This window comes from Pseudomonas sp. NCIMB 10586, from assembly GCF_023127895.1.
GTDB classification, from domain to species: Bacteria; Pseudomonadota; Gammaproteobacteria; order Pseudomonadales; family Pseudomonadaceae; genus Aquipseudomonas; species Aquipseudomonas synxantha_A.
Genome location: NZ_SPKQ01000042.1, coordinates 631983 through 646370, shown reverse-complemented (window position 1 = coordinate 646370; position 14388 = coordinate 631983). Strand labels below are relative to the sequence as shown.

Annotated in this window: 20 protein-coding genes and 1 tRNA gene; 11 read left to right on the top strand and 10 right to left on the bottom strand. The window is 60.2% G+C overall.

All coding sequences use genetic code 11. The features are described 5' to 3' along the window. Positions 1-864 carry a hypothetical protein gene (locus E4P01_RS18305; RefSeq protein ID WP_216091684.1) on the top strand — a complete coding sequence of 288 codons (864 nt, stop codon included), beginning with the start codon at positions 1-3 and terminating at the stop codon, positions 862-864. Here E4P01_RS18305 and E4P01_RS18300 read toward each other — a convergent pair. Continuing rightward, a complete protein-coding gene (locus tag E4P01_RS18300; protein WP_216091685.1) occupies positions 861-1292 on the bottom strand; it encodes a hypothetical protein in 432 nt (143 codons plus the stop codon). The two genes, E4P01_RS18305 and E4P01_RS18300, sit on opposite strands and share 4 nt — an antisense overlap. A 50-nt stretch (positions 1293-1342) precedes the next feature. Between E4P01_RS18300 and E4P01_RS18295 the strand changes: the two genes are divergently transcribed. The 9 genes from E4P01_RS18295 (at position 1343) to E4P01_RS18255 (ending at position 6346) form a co-directional block, all read left to right on the top strand. Next, positions 1343-1900, top strand: a complete 558-nt coding sequence (locus tag E4P01_RS18295; protein WP_216091686.1) for a hypothetical protein — start codon at positions 1343-1345, stop codon at positions 1898-1900. 15 nt (positions 1901-1915) lie between these two features. After that, positions 1916-2575, top strand: coding sequence for a hypothetical protein (locus tag E4P01_RS18290; RefSeq protein WP_248130103.1), 660 nt, complete (start codon positions 1916-1918; stop codon positions 2573-2575). Between the two features lie 79 nt (positions 2576-2654). After that, the gene (locus tag E4P01_RS18285) at positions 2655-3164 is read left to right on the top strand and encodes an HNH endonuclease (RefSeq protein WP_216091687.1); all 510 of its coding nucleotides are present in this window, start codon (positions 2655-2657) and stop codon (positions 3162-3164) included. Further along, complete coding sequence (locus tag E4P01_RS18280; RefSeq protein WP_216091688.1) at positions 3155-3517, top strand: HNH endonuclease; 363 nt, start codon at positions 3155-3157, stop codon at positions 3515-3517. The genes E4P01_RS18285 and E4P01_RS18280 overlap by 10 nt, the downstream gene beginning before the upstream one ends. Further along, complete coding sequence (locus E4P01_RS18275) at positions 3514-4272, top strand: hypothetical protein (RefSeq protein WP_348983569.1); 759 nt, start codon at positions 3514-3516, stop codon at positions 4270-4272. The genes E4P01_RS18280 and E4P01_RS18275 overlap by 4 nt, the downstream gene beginning before the upstream one ends. A 49-nt stretch (positions 4273-4321) precedes the next feature. Beyond that, positions 4322-4792 carry a class I SAM-dependent methyltransferase gene (locus tag E4P01_RS18270; RefSeq protein WP_216091689.1) on the top strand — a complete coding sequence of 157 codons (471 nt, stop codon included), beginning with the start codon at positions 4322-4324 and terminating at the stop codon, positions 4790-4792. A 36-nt stretch (positions 4793-4828) separates the two neighbouring features. Further along, entirely contained in the window at positions 4829-5050 is a 222-nt protein-coding gene (locus E4P01_RS18265) for a hypothetical protein (RefSeq protein ID WP_216091690.1), read from the top strand. Between the two features lie 2 nt (positions 5051-5052). Beyond that, positions 5053-5295, top strand: a complete 243-nt coding sequence (locus tag E4P01_RS18260; protein WP_216091691.1) for a DUF4224 domain-containing protein — start codon at positions 5053-5055, stop codon at positions 5293-5295. A gap of 1 nt (position 5296) precedes the next feature. Next, positions 5297-6346, top strand: coding sequence for a tyrosine-type recombinase/integrase (locus tag E4P01_RS18255; RefSeq protein ID WP_216091692.1), 1050 nt, complete (start codon positions 5297-5299; stop codon positions 6344-6346). A 116-nt stretch (positions 6347-6462) separates the two neighbouring features. On the opposite strand, the gene E4P01_RS18250 is transcribed toward E4P01_RS18255, so the two are convergent. Continuing rightward, positions 6463-6553 (bottom strand) — tRNA-Ser (locus E4P01_RS18250). 152 nt (positions 6554-6705) lie between these two features. On the opposite strand from E4P01_RS18250, the gene E4P01_RS18245 reads away from it, so the two are divergent. Next, a complete protein-coding gene (locus E4P01_RS18245; protein WP_003192030.1) occupies positions 6706-7377 on the top strand; it encodes a Bax inhibitor-1/YccA family protein in 672 nt (223 codons plus the stop codon). Positions 7378-7446: 69 nt separating this feature from the next. Here the strand turns inward: E4P01_RS18245 and murB are convergent, their stop codons facing one another. From murB to E4P01_RS18205, 8 genes are all read right to left on the bottom strand, one after another. After that, entirely contained in the window at positions 7447-8466 is a 1020-nt protein-coding gene (gene murB / locus E4P01_RS18240; protein WP_078821647.1) for a UDP-N-acetylmuramate dehydrogenase, read from the bottom strand. Next, positions 8463-8927 carry a low molecular weight protein-tyrosine-phosphatase gene (locus tag E4P01_RS18235; protein WP_216091693.1) on the bottom strand — a complete coding sequence of 155 codons (465 nt, stop codon included), beginning with the start codon at positions 8925-8927 and terminating at the stop codon, positions 8463-8465. The genes murB and E4P01_RS18235 overlap by 4 nt, the downstream gene beginning before the upstream one ends. Beyond that, positions 8927-9691: a 3-deoxy-manno-octulosonate cytidylyltransferase gene (gene kdsB / locus E4P01_RS18230; RefSeq protein ID WP_032880648.1), complete on the bottom strand. Its 765-nt coding sequence runs from the start codon at positions 9689-9691 to the stop codon at positions 8927-8929. Before kdsB ends, E4P01_RS18235 begins: the two co-directional genes overlap by 1 nt. Continuing rightward, on the bottom strand, positions 9688-9873 hold the full coding sequence (locus tag E4P01_RS18225) for a Trm112 family protein (RefSeq protein ID WP_003174668.1): 186 nt from the start codon (positions 9871-9873) through the stop codon (positions 9688-9690). The genes kdsB and E4P01_RS18225 overlap by 4 nt, the downstream gene beginning before the upstream one ends. A gap of 22 nt (positions 9874-9895) precedes the next feature. Continuing rightward, entirely contained in the window at positions 9896-10906 is a 1011-nt protein-coding gene (gene lpxK / locus E4P01_RS18220) for a tetraacyldisaccharide 4'-kinase (protein ID WP_216091694.1), read from the bottom strand. Beyond that, complete coding sequence (locus E4P01_RS18215) at positions 10906-11334, bottom strand: biopolymer transporter ExbD (protein ID WP_216091695.1); 429 nt, start codon at positions 11332-11334, stop codon at positions 10906-10908. Before E4P01_RS18215 ends, lpxK begins: the two co-directional genes overlap by 1 nt. After that, a complete protein-coding gene (locus E4P01_RS18210) occupies positions 11331-11966 on the bottom strand; it encodes a MotA/TolQ/ExbB proton channel family protein (RefSeq protein ID WP_005789055.1) in 636 nt (211 codons plus the stop codon). The genes E4P01_RS18215 and E4P01_RS18210 overlap by 4 nt, the downstream gene beginning before the upstream one ends. A 109-nt stretch (positions 11967-12075) precedes the next feature. Next, positions 12076-14301: a DNA internalization-related competence protein ComEC/Rec2 gene (locus E4P01_RS18205; RefSeq protein ID WP_216091696.1), complete on the bottom strand. Its 2226-nt coding sequence runs from the start codon at positions 14299-14301 to the stop codon at positions 12076-12078. Positions 14302-14388: the final 87 nt, after the last annotated feature.

Sequence of the window (14388 nt, the reverse complement as noted above, 5' to 3'; positions counted from 1 at the left end):
ATGAATCCTTACCTGATCACCGGCCCGGCACAGATCGGCATCAGTGGTGGTCGCACCAGCGGGCACATGGTCTACAAGATCCTCGAAGCCCACAGTGGTGTGCTCCCGCAAGATGTACATCTGTGCTTCCAGAACACCGGTAAAGAGCGCGAGGAAACGCTGGTCTTCATCGACCAGATGGCCAAGCGCTGGGATGTGCGCGTTACCTGGATGGAGTGGTGCCGAGTATACGGGCAGCCGGATGACGCCCCCTGGTACAAGTTGGTGGACTTCGCAACCGCAAGCCGCAACGGCGAGCCCTTCGCCATGATGCTGGACTACTTCGCCGAGTACCGAGCGCAGGAAAAAGGGCTTCCGATGTGGCTTCCCAACTTCTCTAACAACGCGTGTACCGCTTACTTGAAAATCAAGATCGGCGAGAAGCACATGCGCTCGCTGGGTTACGACGAATGGGATTGCGTGATTGGCATTCGAAAGGATGAACCTGGTCGCTACCACCGCATGATGGCAGCTAACGCAAAGGGCGGTGCCCGCTGGGACAGCGTCTGCCCATCCTACACCGCAGGCATCATGAAGGAGGACGTGGCGGCCTTCTGGCAGGCGCAAGACTTTGACCTAGGCATGGATTCAGATCTGGGCAACTGCGACTTGTGCTGGAAAAAGGGCGAAGACAAGCTGTTCAAGGCCATCCAGGCCGAGCCGGAGCGGGTGATCTTCTGGTCCGGCCTGGAGGAAAAATTCAACCAGGTTTTCCGCATGGACCGCCCGAAGTACTCGCATCTTGCGTGGTACGCCGAAAACTACAAAGGCCAGATGGATGCGTTTGGCTACTCCGAAGATATCGACTGCTTCTGCGGCGATTAACCGAAGACCTTCATCATCGAGAGCACCCCAATAACTGTGCCTCCAAGACCGGTAACTCCAGCCAGCCTGAAACTCCACACTTCGCGCCGGTGTTTCTGCTCCTCTCTTATGGCCGCACGAACAAACCGAATACCTTCTGGAGTTAAGTACTTCGGTTCCCTCGGATCGTCATTCCAATCAACTTGCTGATACATGGATTTATCATCAAGCGCTGGCATCGGAACTATCAGGTCATCGGCAACAGAACGAAGATAGCCCGTAAGTATCAGCAGCCTCCACTCATACAGCCTATCCGATTCGCGATGATACTCCTCCAGATCACCCCGCTCGTACGCCTCCTCGCTGTTCGGCGGCTGGCTTAGCTGATGCTTCAGCGAATACCTAGCGTGTTTATGCAGATCCATTCGGTACTGAATGTAATTCAGCATTTATCAACTCCTTCCTTCAGGTTTCAGCGAACTATACCCAAGGATCCACAATGAACAACATGTTCTGGCGCATGGTCGCCAAGTTGCTTGCGCGCCCGGCGGTTGCCGCCTGGCTAATCAATCGCGCCCAGCGCACCCCGTACCAGCACATTATGTCCGCCGACCGCGCCGAGATGTACATGGGTCGCTGGTGGTTGTTCAACCCCTACTCCCGCGAGTCGCACAAGCCGGCACTGTGGTGGTGCCCGTGGTCGTTTCGCGTGCACCACATCATGCGGCACGACCAAGACCAGGACCTGCATGACCACCCCTGGAACGCAAGAACGATCATTCTGCGCGGCTGGTATACCGAGCAGCGCTTGCTCGACCACGATGACCCGGTGCTGTCCGGCCTGAATGTGCCCGCCGGCGCCCAGGCAACCGAATACATCGACCGCCACGCCGGCGACACCGCCCGGCTCAACCACGGCGAGTACCACAGGATCGACGAGCTATCGCCAGGCGGCGTCTACACCCTCTTCATCACCAGCAAGTGGCGTGGAGACTGGGGCTTTCTGGTCAACGGCGTGAAGGTGCCTTGGCGCACCTACACAGGCACAGACAATTGATCTGGAGATTGCACAATGCGTAACACACAAACGCGTGAAGGGTTTGAGTTCTGGGACAAGCTGAATGCGCTCCCGCGCTATGCCTTCCTCCTTTCACCATCAGGCAAGTCGGTGCAGAAGTTTGAAGACCAGGCCATGGGGAACTGGGTCGATGTGCACGAGGCGCAAAAGGTCGTTGACCAGGCGCAGGAGGCGATCAGCGAACTGCGCGACGAGATCGCTACCAGTCCAAAGCCCGACCCAGTGCTATGCAAGTTCTATGACGTGACGGACTGGCCCGGCCTGGTGCGTGAACTGGTAGGCCACGTCGCCCAGCTCCAGGAGTCGGCAAAGCGCAACGTTAAGCCCTGGGAGGACACATTCCCGCCGACACTGCTGCCTGCTTACATCGAGCGCGTGAATGCTGAGAATTCAGCCGCCCATACCGACCGGTCACCAGAGGCCTATGCCATTGAGCACGCCGAGTACATGGCCAAATCAGCCGACGGGGTGCTGGCGAAGTTCCAGGCATACGGCCTGGCTCTTCTGGCCGTCGATGAGGGCGGCGACGATGGTGAAGGTGAGTTGCTCGAAAATATCGACTCAACCCGCGGCGACCTGCAGGAGTCACTGGTAGATCTGCGCAGCATGGTTTACGAGTTCCGCAAGCGTGCCGCCAAATCCCGACAGGAGTAAATCCGTACTCCACCCGAAAAACCTGTAAACCCTCCCCCTTCAAAGTCAGCCGCTATAGCGGCAAAGGACGCGCTCGCTCATGAAAACGCGAATGCTTACCCATGCCCGCCTTCTGGAGAAAGTTGTTTACGACCCAGACACCAGGAAATTCACACACCTCGGCCGCCGCCGGCCAAAGGTTGGTCAGTTCGATAAAGATGGTTACGTGAAAATATCCGTCGACGAGGTAAAGCATCAGGCTCATCGACTGGCCTGGCTGTACATGACGGGGAATTACCCGCCAGCAGACATGCGGGTCGACCATATCAATGGCGTTCGAGACGACAACCGTTGGTGCAACTTGCGACTCGTCACACATACAGAAAACCAGGCATATCGAATTGAGTCAGGCAGAACCCGAGCAAGCAGGAGTGCGAGCGGTTTTCGACACGTTTACTGGGATGGCAGAAAAGGCAAATGGTTTGTACAGGTTAGGGTTAACAAGAAAATCCACCACGGCGGCTATCACATGGAAGCGGAAACTGCCGCCCTTGCCGCGATAACACTTAGAAATCAAATTCTCGAACAGCAGGTGAAGCCATGCGCCTGAAGAAAGCTGAGCGCGAGCAAGTGCGCTTGAAATACGGCGGGCACTGCGCCTACTGCGGTGTGCTGCTGGGTGATCGGTGGCACGCCGATCACCGAGAGCCGGTGATCAGGGTCAGTGATGAGCGCGTGGCCGAGCAGGCCGAGAATCATAACCTCGCCAACATGATGCCGGCCTGTGCGCCTTGCAACATCAGCAAGGGCCGGCAGACGCTGGAGGGCTGGCGGGTCTGGATCGCCGGGCACATTAACTCACTCAACAGCTACCACCCCATCTACCGCCTGGCCAAGTCATACGGCCTGATCGCCGAGACCGGTACGCCGGTGGTGTTCTACTTCGAAAAGGTGAACCCGTGAACGAAATCAAAGAACGCCCCATCCTGTTCTCGGCGCCGATGGTGCGCGCAATCCTGGAAGGCCGGAAGACGGTCACGCGGCGGGCCTTGAACGCCCAGGCGCTGAAGAATATCGGCTACGGTGTTCGGCTCGGCGAGTGCCACGAACTTCCAACAGAAGGCCCATTGCACCCGAACAGCGTTGATTACTACAACGACTTTTGCCCGTTCGGACAGCCCGGCGACCGGCTGTGGGTGCGCGAGACCTGGGCTGGGCCACTGGTAGATGAAGACCAGATGCACCTGGTGGAAATGAGCGGCTGGGACTCTTTTCGCAAGCCTGAGCATTGCCAGTACCGAGCAAGCGGCGGCACCGCTGAATTCTTCGATTACGCGAAAGACGAAACAGTCTGTCGGTGGACCCCGTCCATCCATATGCCGCGCTGGGCCAGCCGCATCCTGCTGGAGATCACCGACGTGCGCGTCGAGCGGTTGCAGGACATCAGCGAAGACCAAGCCAAGGCCGAGGGCTGCTTCTTCACCGACTACGGCCAGCAGTGCGGCCACAGAGGCACTGGCTGGAAAGACGTCGGCATCTGTCCGGCGCAGGCCGGCCACCAGCAGCGCACCGGCTGGGCCTGGGACAAAACCACCAGCCATGAGGAATGCCTCGGGAGTCCGCGCTGGGCGTTCGCCAATCTGTGGAACTCCACCGGCGGCGACTGGGACGCCAACCCGTGGGTCTGGGTGGTCGAGTTCAAGCGGGTGACGCCATGATCGCCCCCCTCTGGTTCGCCTACGTCTTCATCTACAAGGGGCAGAGGCCATGAACGCTCAAGTCCTCGATCCCTGCAGCGCCAGCCGCATGATGTGGTTCGACAAGGGCGATCAGCGCGCCCTGTTCGGTGACATCCGCGATGAAGAGCATGTCCTGTGCGATGGCCGGGTGCTGAAGGTAGAACCGGACGTAATCATGGATTTCCGGCACCTGCCCTTCCCCGACGCCAGCTTCAACATGGTGGTGTTCGATCCACCGCACCTGGTGCGCGCAGGCCGGGAGAGTTGGCTGCGGTTGAAGTACGGAATCCTGACCGACGACTGGCGCGACGATCTGCGCAAAGGCTTCGCAGAGTGCTTCCGTGTGCTGCGGCCTGGCCAGTTCCTGATCTTCAAGTGGAACGAAACCCAGATTCGGGTCAGCGAGATTCTTGCACTCACGGAAGAACAACCACTGTTTGGCCACAAGTCCGGCAAGCGCGAGAAAACGCACTGGATCACCTTCATGAAGAAACCCTAACCCACCTTCTGCCGCCCAGCGCGGCAAGGACACCCCATGTTCGCTATGAAACTCACCCTGATACTGCTGGGCGCTTTTCTGTACCTGGTAGGAACCATCGGCTGGTTCGGCTGGCTCGGGCTCGAGCTGCTGGACACCGGCACCACCGAGGCACTGCTCTACGCCTTCGCCGGCACATGCGCCTGGCTGCTGATCACCTTCGGCCTGGCCATCCACATCATTAAGACAGCGCGGCCCACTGTGGGCGGCGGGAGGTAGATATGCAGGCTGAAATACTGTCGGACGATGAGCTCGCCGACCTTACCGGTTACAAGCGCCGATGTGATCAGCGCAAATGGCTCAAGGATCGCAACTGGGTGTACGTCGAGAGCCGCGGCGGCCGGCCACTGGTTGGTCGGATGTTCGCCCGCATGAAGCTGGGCATGATCAACGCCACAATTGCTGATCCAAACCCGCCGCCGGCGCGTCCGGCTTGGACGCCTGATTTCTCCAGAGTGAACTGATATGCGCCCCCGGAACACGGAAAACAGGGACTTGCCGCCAGGAATGGTGCGGCGTAAGCGCCCAAGGAAAAATGGCAAGGTCTGGATCGGATACTACTACCGTGACTCAACGGGAAAAGAGATTCCGCTTGGTACAGACCTGAGCAAAGCCCGGCTGAAGTGGGCCGAACTGGAGGCCAAAGAAAAGCCTGCCGACCTGACAACGATGAAGGGCATCTTCGACCGGTACGTGCGCGACGTCATCCCAAAAAAGGGGGAGCGGACCCAGAAGGACAACATGGCCGAACTGAAACAGCTTCGTCCTACGTTTGATGAGGCGCCCATCGATTCAATTACGCCGTTCAACATCGCCGGCTACCGTGATGCCCGCTCAGCAAAGGTTCGTGCCAACCGCGAGATCGCGCTCCTGTCGCACGTTTTCAATATGGCCAGGGAGTGGGGGCTGACGGAGCGGGAGAACCCTTGCCAGGGCATCAGGAAGAACAAGGAGGCGCCGCGCGATTACTACGCCAACGCGGCTGTTTGGGATGCCGTCTACGCGGTTGCCGAACAAGAACTCAAAGAAGCGATGGACCTGGGCTATTTGACCGGACAGCGGCCAGCTGACGTGCTGATCATGCGCAGCGACGATATCGAGGGTGACTACTTCCTTGTGACGCAGGGCAAGACCGGCCAAAAGCTTCGAATCCTGATGCGTACAGAAGCCGGGGAAAACAGCTTGGGGAGATTGGTCAGGGAGATTGCCGAAAGGAATGTCGGTCATTCATCCAAGTACCTGTTGATCAACAGGCATGGAAAGCGAATGACGAAGGGGATGTTGCGCTTGCGCTGGGACAAGGCTCGGGAAAAAGCCCAGCAGAACGCCATCGAACAAGGCGACCCGCTGCTCGCGGCCAAGATTGGAGGGTTTCAGTTCCGCGACATCCGGCCGAAGGCCGCGTCGGAAATCATCGATATCGGGGATGCAAGCCTGCTGCTGGGACACAGCAAACAGGAGATCACAAAGCGGGTTTACAGGAGGATTGGCGCCACCGCGAAACCGTCCAAATAGGCAAAGTTTCGGAACTCCTACCTAAAAGTTTCGGAACTCCCGCCAAAAGCAGAAGAAACATTCTCAAACCCCAGAAACGCAAAAGCCCCGCTTTCGCGGGGCTTTTGTGTAAATCTTGGCGGGAAACCAGGGATTCGAACCCTGGAGACGCTATTAACGTCCGCCGGTTTTCAAGACCGGTGCATTCAACCACTCTGCCAATTTCCCTTGTGCATCACAGGATTATAGTAGCTCATCCCGTGTCAGCGGGCGCCATAATACCCGAATGAAACACACTGTCAAACTCTCTGCATCGCTTGTTACAGAGCGTCTGTTATGATCTTTGCGACTGAACGTTTCAAAACTGAAGGAGTGTCGCCATGCGCGAACAGAATTACGCAGTGAATGGCAACGCGCAGGCTGAGCAGCTTGAAGTCAGCCGCGTGTTGCGCAATACGTACGGCTTGCTCGCCTTGACGCTCGCATTCAGCGGCGTGATGGCGTATGTGGCCCAACAGATGCGCGTTGGTTATCCGAATATCTTTGTCGTGCTGATCGGCTTCTATGGTCTGTTCTTCCTGACCAACAAGCTGCGCGATTCGGCCTGGGGCCTGGTGTCGGCGTTTGCCTTGACCGGTTTCATGGGCTTTATCCTCGGCCCGATCCTCAACCGTTACCTCGGCATGGCCGGCGGTGCGGAAGTGGTCAGTTCGGCGTTTGCCATGACGGCGCTGGTATTTGGTGGCCTGTCGGCCTACGTGCTGATCAGCCGTAAGGACATGAGCTTCCTGGGTGGCTTCATCACCGCAGGCTTCTTCGTGTTGCTGGCGGCGGTGGTGGCCAGCATGTTCTTCCAGATCAGCGGCCTGCAACTGGCGATCAGCGCAGGTTTTGTGCTGTTTTCCTCGGTGTGCATCCTGTTCCAGACCAGCGCCATCATCCACGGTGGTGAGCGTAACTACATCATGGCCACCATCAGCCTGTATGTATCGATCTACAACCTGTTTATCAGCCTGTTGCAGATCTTCGGCATCATGAGCCGCGACGACTGATCAACCAGCGCAATAAAAAATGCCCCGTATCGCAAGATACGGGGCATTTTCATTTCCAGGCCTGAAAGATCAGTACTGGTTGGGTTCCATCTCCAGCTCAACCTTGAAACGCTTGAAGATATCCTGCTGGATACGTAACGCCAGGTTGGCAATCTCGCGCCCTGTGGCTGCCCCGTAGTTGACCAGCACCAGCGCCTGCATCTTGTGCACCCCCGCATCGCCGTCTCGAAAGCCCTTCCACCCTGCCTTGTCGATCAGCCAGCCGGCGGCGAGTTTCATTTGCCCGTCGGCCTGAGGGTATGCGACCAAGTCCGGGTATTGGCTTTGCAGTTCGGCAGCGAGGGCCTGGGACACCAGTGGGTTCTTGAAGAAGCTGCCGGCATTGCCCAACTCTGCCGGGTCCGGCAGTTTCTCGCGGCGAATGCTGCAAATCGCCCGGCTCACATCGCTTGGTGTAGCGTGGGTGATGCCCTGCGCGGTCAGGCGCTGTTGCACCGGGCCGTAGTCGAGTTTCAGGTGATTGGTGCGGCTGAGGGCAAAGCGTACCCGCAGGATCAACCAGCGCCCGACCTCATGCTTGAACAGGCTGTCACGGTAAGCAAAGTTGCATTCGTCCAGGCTGAAATCCCGCAGTTCGCCCGTCTGGCGATCCAGGGCGGTGAGGCCGGCGAAGACATCCTTGATCTCCACGCCATAGGCCCCGATGTTCTGCATGGGTGCGGCGCCGACGGTGCCGGGGATCAGACTGAGGTTTTCCAGGCCGCAGAAGCCGTGTTCAAGGGTCCACAAAACGAACGGGTGCCAGGCTTCGCCCGCTTCGGCTTCGACCAGCACGCGCACGCCATCGTCGTGCAGCACGCGAATGCCTTCTGTTGCCATGCGCAACACCAACGCCGGGACATCCTGGGTCAACAGCAAATTGCTGCCGCCACCGATCACCAGCAACGGTACCGCGTGTGCAGCGGCATAGGCGATGGCTTCGCGAACCTCGGCATCGCTGTGGGCCTCGGCAAATAATTGAGCGCGCACATCAATGCCAAAGCTGTTGAATGGCTTGAGCGATACCTGCGCAAGCACTTGCAAGGTCATAACCGCCCCTTCAATTCGATCACCAATAAATCACAGGCGCGCTCGATCAGGTCCAGGACCCGCTCGAAACCTTGTTCACCTTCGTAGTAAGGGTCTGGCACTTCATCCACTTCGCCGTCAAAGCGGCGCAGGAACAAATCCAGTTCCGCCTTGCCCTGCCCCGGCTGCATGGCCTTGAGGTTGCGCAGGTTCCTGTGATCCATGGCCAGGATCAGGTCATAGCGCGCAAAATCGGCGCGGGAAACCTGCTGGGCACGCTGGGACGACAGGTCGTAACCACGCACCAGCGCCGCACGCTGGCTGCGCTGATCCGGCGGGTTGCCGACATGCCATTCACCGGTGCCGGCAGACGCTACCTCGATCTGGCCGGCCAAGCCCGCCTCGCGCAATTTATGGCGCAGGACGCCTTCAGCGGTTGGCGAGCGGCAGATATTGCCCAGGCATACAAACAGAACTTCCATCAGGCGCCCAGCAGGCGACGGACGCGTTCGAGATCTTCCTGAGTGTCGACACCCGCCGGCGGCGCTTCCAACGCATCGCCCACATGGATGCGCACGCCGTGCCACAGGGCACGCAGTTGTTCGAGGGATTCGGTGTTTTCCAGCCAGCACGGGCCCCAGCTGACAAAATCATGCAGGAAACCCGCGCGGTAGGCGTAGATGCCGATATGGCGGCGATACGGCACGCCTTCCGGCAACACGTCGCGACTCCTGGCAAAGGCATCCCGCGCCCACGGCAAGGTAGAGCGACTGAAGGTCAGTGCCAGGCCGTTGATGTCGCTGACCACTTTCACCACGTTCGGGTTGAACAGCGTCTCGATGTCTTCGATCGGTTCGGCCAGGGTCGCCATACGCGCCTCGCCATGGGCCGCGAGGTTGGCGGCGACCTGGTCGATGACACCCGGCGGTATCAATGGCTCGTCACCTTGCACGTTGACCACGATGGCGTCGGGCGCCAGGCCAAGCTTGGTCGCCACCTCGGCCAGACGATCAGTGCCGGAGTTATGGTCTTCGCGGGTCAGGACGGCTTCGGCACCGAACCCTTTGCACGCCTCGATGATACGCGGGTCATCGGTGGCCACCACTACCCGCTCGGCGCTGCTCTTGCACGCTTGTTCCCACACCAGTTGGATCATCGGCTTGGTGCCGATCATTTGCAGCGGTTTGCCCGGCAGGCGCGTCGAGGCATAGCGCGAGGGAATGACGACGGTAAAGGCGGTGGTCATTTATCCAGGCGCTCATCGGTGGTCAGGGTACGGGCTTCGCTTTCAAGCATCACCGGGATGCCATCACGTATCGGGTAAGCCAGGCCGGCACCTTTGCTGATCAGCTCGGTTTTGTCGGCGCTGAGCTTGAGCGGGCCTTTGCAGATCGGGCAAGCGAGGATGTCGAGCAGTTTGGTGTCCATGAGTGATTCCTGGAAAGAAGCGTTAAGGCAATAGACGGTTGGGCAGCAGACGCATCAGCTGCGTGTCGAACCAGGCGACAAACGCCGGCGACGGCACCGCATCCACCGCAAGGTACCACCAGTCGGGCTGGGCAAAGGCGCGGCACTTCACCGCGTCCTTTTCGGTCATGACCAGCGGCAATGACGGGGTAAAATTCAAGACCTCGGCGCTGTAGGGCGCGTGATCGGCAAAAGCATGGGGCAGCGGCTGCCAGTGTAGCGTTTCAAGGGTATTGAAGAAACGTTGCGGATTGCCGATACCGGCGACCGCATGCACCTGTTGGGCCGGCGCAAAGTGCGTGACGGGCTGGCGCTCGCCGCTGTGCAGGTTGACCAGCGCGGTGGGCTGCAGTCGGAAGGCAAAACCATCCTTACGGTCCGAACCGGCACCGTTATAGAGCAACGCATCCACACTTTGCAGGCGCTCCACCGGCTCGCGCAACGGCCCGGCCGGCAGGCAGCGACGATTGCCGAGGCCACGGGCAGCGTCGATCAGCACCAGTTCGAGATCGCGGGCCAGGCGGTAATGCTGCAGGCCGTCGTCGGAGAGGATCAGGTCCAGGGGTTCACTGGCCAAGAGGGCCTTTACCGCGCGGCTGCGATCGGGGTCGATCATCAGCGCTACGCCGCTGCGCTGCACGATCAGCAAGGGCTCGTCGCCGGCCACCTCGGCACTGTGGCTGGCCTCGACCCGCCACGGCAACTGCGGCGGCTTGGCACCGTAGCCACGGCTGACCACGCCCACGCGCAAACCGCTACGACGGCAATGCTCGATCAACCACAGGATCAGCGGCGTCTTGCCGGTGCCTCCCACGGTGATATTGCCGACCACCACCACCGGCACCGGCGATTGATAAATCTCGCCCTCACCTGCCACGAAGCGCGCACGCTTGCGTTGCACCACCCGGCGATACAGTGACTCCAGCGGCCGCAACAGCACCAATGCCGGATGGCCCTCGTACCAGGCCTTGAGCAAACGATCGGAAATGGCCATCAGGGCGGGCTCGCCGCCTCGACGGTGGTCATGCGCAAATGGCTGAAGCCGAGCTTGCCGGCCGCGTCCATGGCGGTGATCACCGCTTGGTGCTGGGTCTTGCCATCAGCACTGATCGACAGCGGTAGCCGGGTGTCGCCACCGGACTCTTTCTGCAAGGCCTCCATCAGGCTGGCGAGATCGTTTTTCTGCAGCAATTGGTTATTCACTGAAAATACGCCGTCTGCGCTGATGGCAATATCCAGTTGCTTGACCTGCTGGTCTTCGGCAGGTGAACCGCTCACCGCCTCCGGCAAGTCGACACGCAGCTGGGTTTCCCGGGTGAAGGTGGTGGTCACGACAAAGAACAGCAGCAGGATGAACACCACGTCGATCAATGACGCGAGGTTGATATCGACATTTTCCCGTTGCTTGCGGCGAAATTTCACGCTTTGCCCTCGACCAGATCTACGTCACGATCGCCCTGCACCACTTCCACCAGCTTGATGGCCTCCTGTTCCATGCCAACCACCAGTTCGTCGATGCGACGCTGCAGGAAGCGGTGGAAGAACACCGAAGGAATCCCCACCATCAGGCCGGCGGCGGTGGTGATCAATGCCTTGGAAATCCCCCCGGCCAATACTGCCGCGTTGGTGGTCATGCCCGAGCCCATGAACGAGCTGAAGATATCGATCATGCCCAGTACCGTGCCGAGCAAACCGAGCAGCGGTGCCATGGCGGCAATGGTGCCGAGGGCATTGATGTAGCGCTCCAGTTCATGGATAACCCGGGCAGCCGCTTCTTCGATGCACTCTTTCATGATCTCGCGACCATGCTTGGAGTTGGCCAGGCCGGCAGCGAGGATTTCACCCAGCGGCGAATTGGCGCGCAGCTCCTTGAGTTTTTGCTTGTCGAGCTGTTTGTTCTTGATCCAGCCCCAGACCTGCCCCAGCAGGTGTTCAGGGGTTACGCGACTGGCGCGCAGGGTCCACAGGCGTTCGGCGACGATGCCGAGTGCGGCGATGGAGCTCAGAATGATCGGCAACATCATCCAGCCGCCGGATTTGACCAATTCCCACACAGTGAATGTCCCCTCGAAAAAGTGCGCCACTTTACCATATAGGTTCGGCAGCGGGGTTCGTCGGCAACAGGCCCGCCTGTCGCGCCCCTGAGTCTTTGGTAACGCTGGGTTACGGTAACGGTTCGCGCCAGAAACGACGTTGACTGCGCGCAACCGTTGGTGGCGTGAATGCCCCCAGGCGCAGCCGTACAGCGCCTTGCTCGGCACTGTCATATACCCGGCTACCCAGCGCCTGATAGCGCTCCAGCACCTGCGGATGCGGATGGCCGAACGCGTTGCCGCGCCCCCGGGAAATCAGCACCGCGGTTGGCGCCAGCCGCTGCAGGAAAGGCCAGGACGAAGAACTGCGGCTGCCATGGTGCGGGGCTTGCAGCCAGTCGGTCGGAACCGCCAGCGGCGAGGCCAGAAATGCTTGCTCGGCGGCGCGATCGATATCACCGGTGAGCAGCAAGCGTTCACCGTTGGCCTGGACCTGCAATACACAGGATTTCGGATTGCCCTCGATAGCACCAGGCCATTGCCACAGTTCGAATGCCACGCCGTCCCACTCCCAATGTTCACCGCTCCTGCAGGGTTGCGTAGCAAGAAACGCTGGCAGCCCTTCGGTTTCACCGCCTACCACACGCTTGATGGGCAGGCCACGGGCCACCGCCGCGGCACCGCCGGCATGATCGGCATCGGCATGACTGAGCAGCATCATGTCCAACTGCCCTACCCCGAGCTTCTGCAACGACGGCAAGACCACGCGCGCGCCCAGATCGGCAGGCCCCGAGCGCGGCCCGGCATCGTAGAGCAAGGTGTGATGGCGGGTACGCAGGATCAGTGCCTGGCCCTGGCCGACATCCAGTTGCAACACCTCCACCTGGCCATGGGGCACCCCATCCCTGGGTGGAAACACTGCCACCAACAGCATGGGCCAACCCAGCACTCGGAATGGCAGCCCCTTGGGCAACAACACAATCACTGCGCCCGCCAGGCTCACCAGCCAATACCTCAAAGGTACCTCAGCCGGTACCCAGGCCGGCAGTTGTGCAGCGAGCAGCGCCAGGCCCTTGAACAATCCGTCCAGTGCGCCACCGGCCAGCCACAACACGCCCTCGCCGACCAACGGCACCCACAGCAGCGCCGTGCCCAGCAGCGCCAAAGGCAGTACTACCAGGCTGATCCAGGGCACGGCGACCAGATTGGCCACGGGGGCACTGAGGCTGATGGGCAACCCCAACACCAGCAGGACCGGAAACAAGCCAATTGCGATCAACCACTGTGGACGGGTCCAGATTTGCCAGACGCTCCACGGCCCCAGGCGCCCGCTGAATGCCCACACCAACACCGCGACCGCCGCAAACGACAACCAGAACCCCGGCTGTAGACTGGCCAAGGGCTCGATGAGCAACACGCCATTCAATGCGAGCAACAACGGCCACCACACCCCCAAATGGCGAAAACGCAAACGCCACAGCAGCACCAGGCCCACCATCACACAAGCCCGCTGCACCGGCACGCCGAACCCTGCCAGCAGGCCATAGCCCAACGCCCCGGCAAACGCCAAGCCGCACGCCCATGGCAGCCATGGCCAGCCTCGCGGCCAGCAGCCATAGCGCGCCAACATAGAGATCAAGCCGTAGATCAACCCCGCCAACAAACCAATGTGCTGTCCGGAAATCACCAGCAGATGCACCGTGCCGGTGTTCTGCAACACCTGCCAATCCTCAGGTGCAAGCCCGGAACCGTCGCCCAGCACCAACGCCGCCAGGCCCGCCTCGCGGCCGTGCGCTTCCACGGCCATCAGGCGCTGGCGAACGGCATCGCGCCAGGCATTGCGCGCCGGCGCCAGGCGCTCACCATCCTTCACCGTCGCGCTGGCGCCGATACGCTGGGCCAGCAGCCAGGCTTCGTGGTCAAAGCCATGAAAATTGAGCAGGCCGGCGGGCCGCTTGAGCGTCAGTGCCAGACGCCAGTACTCGCCGCTGTTTACGGTCGGCCCGCCGTGCCAGGACACCCGAATACGTTTGGGCAGCCGTGCATTGCGCGCCCGACTGTCGGCCAACTCGAATCGCACGCCCGTGCCGGTCTGCTGCGGCAAGCCGATGACACGCCCTTGTACCCAGCGCGTCTGCCCGTCCAGCGCCGGTTGCAATCGATCATCCAGCGCCCACTGTGCGCTGATGCAGGCCCAACTCAGGCCGACCAGAAAAAACGCCACAGGATAGGTACGAAAAGGCAGCAGCATCAAGGCCAGTATCAGCATAGCCAGCAACCCGGCGCCAGACGGCAATGCGGGTAACCAGCGCAATACCAGCAACCCCAGCGCCAGCGCGAACATCCCTGTTTTCATGAATCATCCTTTTCCAGTGATCCATTCAGTCTTAGCCGGCTGACCGAGAGCGCCTATGATGTTTTGTCACAAAGTCTGAATTTTCTG

Bases quoted from the DNA above. Each gene is read 5' to 3' on its own strand.
- E4P01_RS18305 (WP_216091684.1), top strand. From the start codon at position 1: ATGAATCCTTACCTGATCACCGGCCCGGCACAGATCGGCATCAGTGGT.
- E4P01_RS18300 (WP_216091685.1), bottom strand. From the start codon at position 1,292: ATGCTGAATTACATTCAGTACCGAATGGATCTGCATAAACACGCTAGG.
- E4P01_RS18295 (WP_216091686.1), top strand. From the start codon at position 1,343: ATGAACAACATGTTCTGGCGCATGGTCGCCAAGTTGCTTGCGCGCCCG.
- E4P01_RS18290 (WP_248130103.1), top strand. From the start codon at position 1,916: ATGCGTAACACACAAACGCGTGAAGGGTTTGAGTTCTGGGACAAGCTG.
- E4P01_RS18285 (WP_216091687.1), top strand. From the start codon at position 2,655: ATGAAAACGCGAATGCTTACCCATGCCCGCCTTCTGGAGAAAGTTGTT.
- E4P01_RS18280 (WP_216091688.1), top strand. From the start codon at position 3,155: ATGCGCCTGAAGAAAGCTGAGCGCGAGCAAGTGCGCTTGAAATACGGC.
- E4P01_RS18270 (WP_216091689.1), top strand. From the start codon at position 4,322: ATGAACGCTCAAGTCCTCGATCCCTGCAGCGCCAGCCGCATGATGTGG.
- E4P01_RS18265 (WP_216091690.1), top strand. From the start codon at position 4,829: ATGTTCGCTATGAAACTCACCCTGATACTGCTGGGCGCTTTTCTGTAC.
- E4P01_RS18260 (WP_216091691.1), top strand. From the start codon at position 5,053: ATGCAGGCTGAAATACTGTCGGACGATGAGCTCGCCGACCTTACCGGT.
- E4P01_RS18255 (WP_216091692.1), top strand. From the start codon at position 5,297: ATGCGCCCCCGGAACACGGAAAACAGGGACTTGCCGCCAGGAATGGTG.
- E4P01_RS18245 (WP_003192030.1), top strand. From the start codon at position 6,706: ATGCGCGAACAGAATTACGCAGTGAATGGCAACGCGCAGGCTGAGCAG.
- murB (WP_078821647.1), bottom strand. From the start codon at position 8,466: ATGACCTTGCAAGTGCTTGCGCAGGTATCGCTCAAGCCATTCAACAGC.
- E4P01_RS18235 (WP_216091693.1), bottom strand. From the start codon at position 8,927: ATGGAAGTTCTGTTTGTATGCCTGGGCAATATCTGCCGCTCGCCAACC.
- kdsB (WP_032880648.1), bottom strand. From the start codon at position 9,691: ATGACCACCGCCTTTACCGTCGTCATTCCCTCGCGCTATGCCTCGACG.
- E4P01_RS18225 (WP_003174668.1), bottom strand. From the start codon at position 9,873: ATGGACACCAAACTGCTCGACATCCTCGCTTGCCCGATCTGCAAAGGC.
- lpxK (WP_216091694.1), bottom strand. From the start codon at position 10,906: ATGGCCATTTCCGATCGTTTGCTCAAGGCCTGGTACGAGGGCCATCCG.
- E4P01_RS18205 (WP_216091696.1), bottom strand. From the start codon at position 14,301: ATGAAAACAGGGATGTTCGCGCTGGCGCTGGGGTTGCTGGTATTGCGC.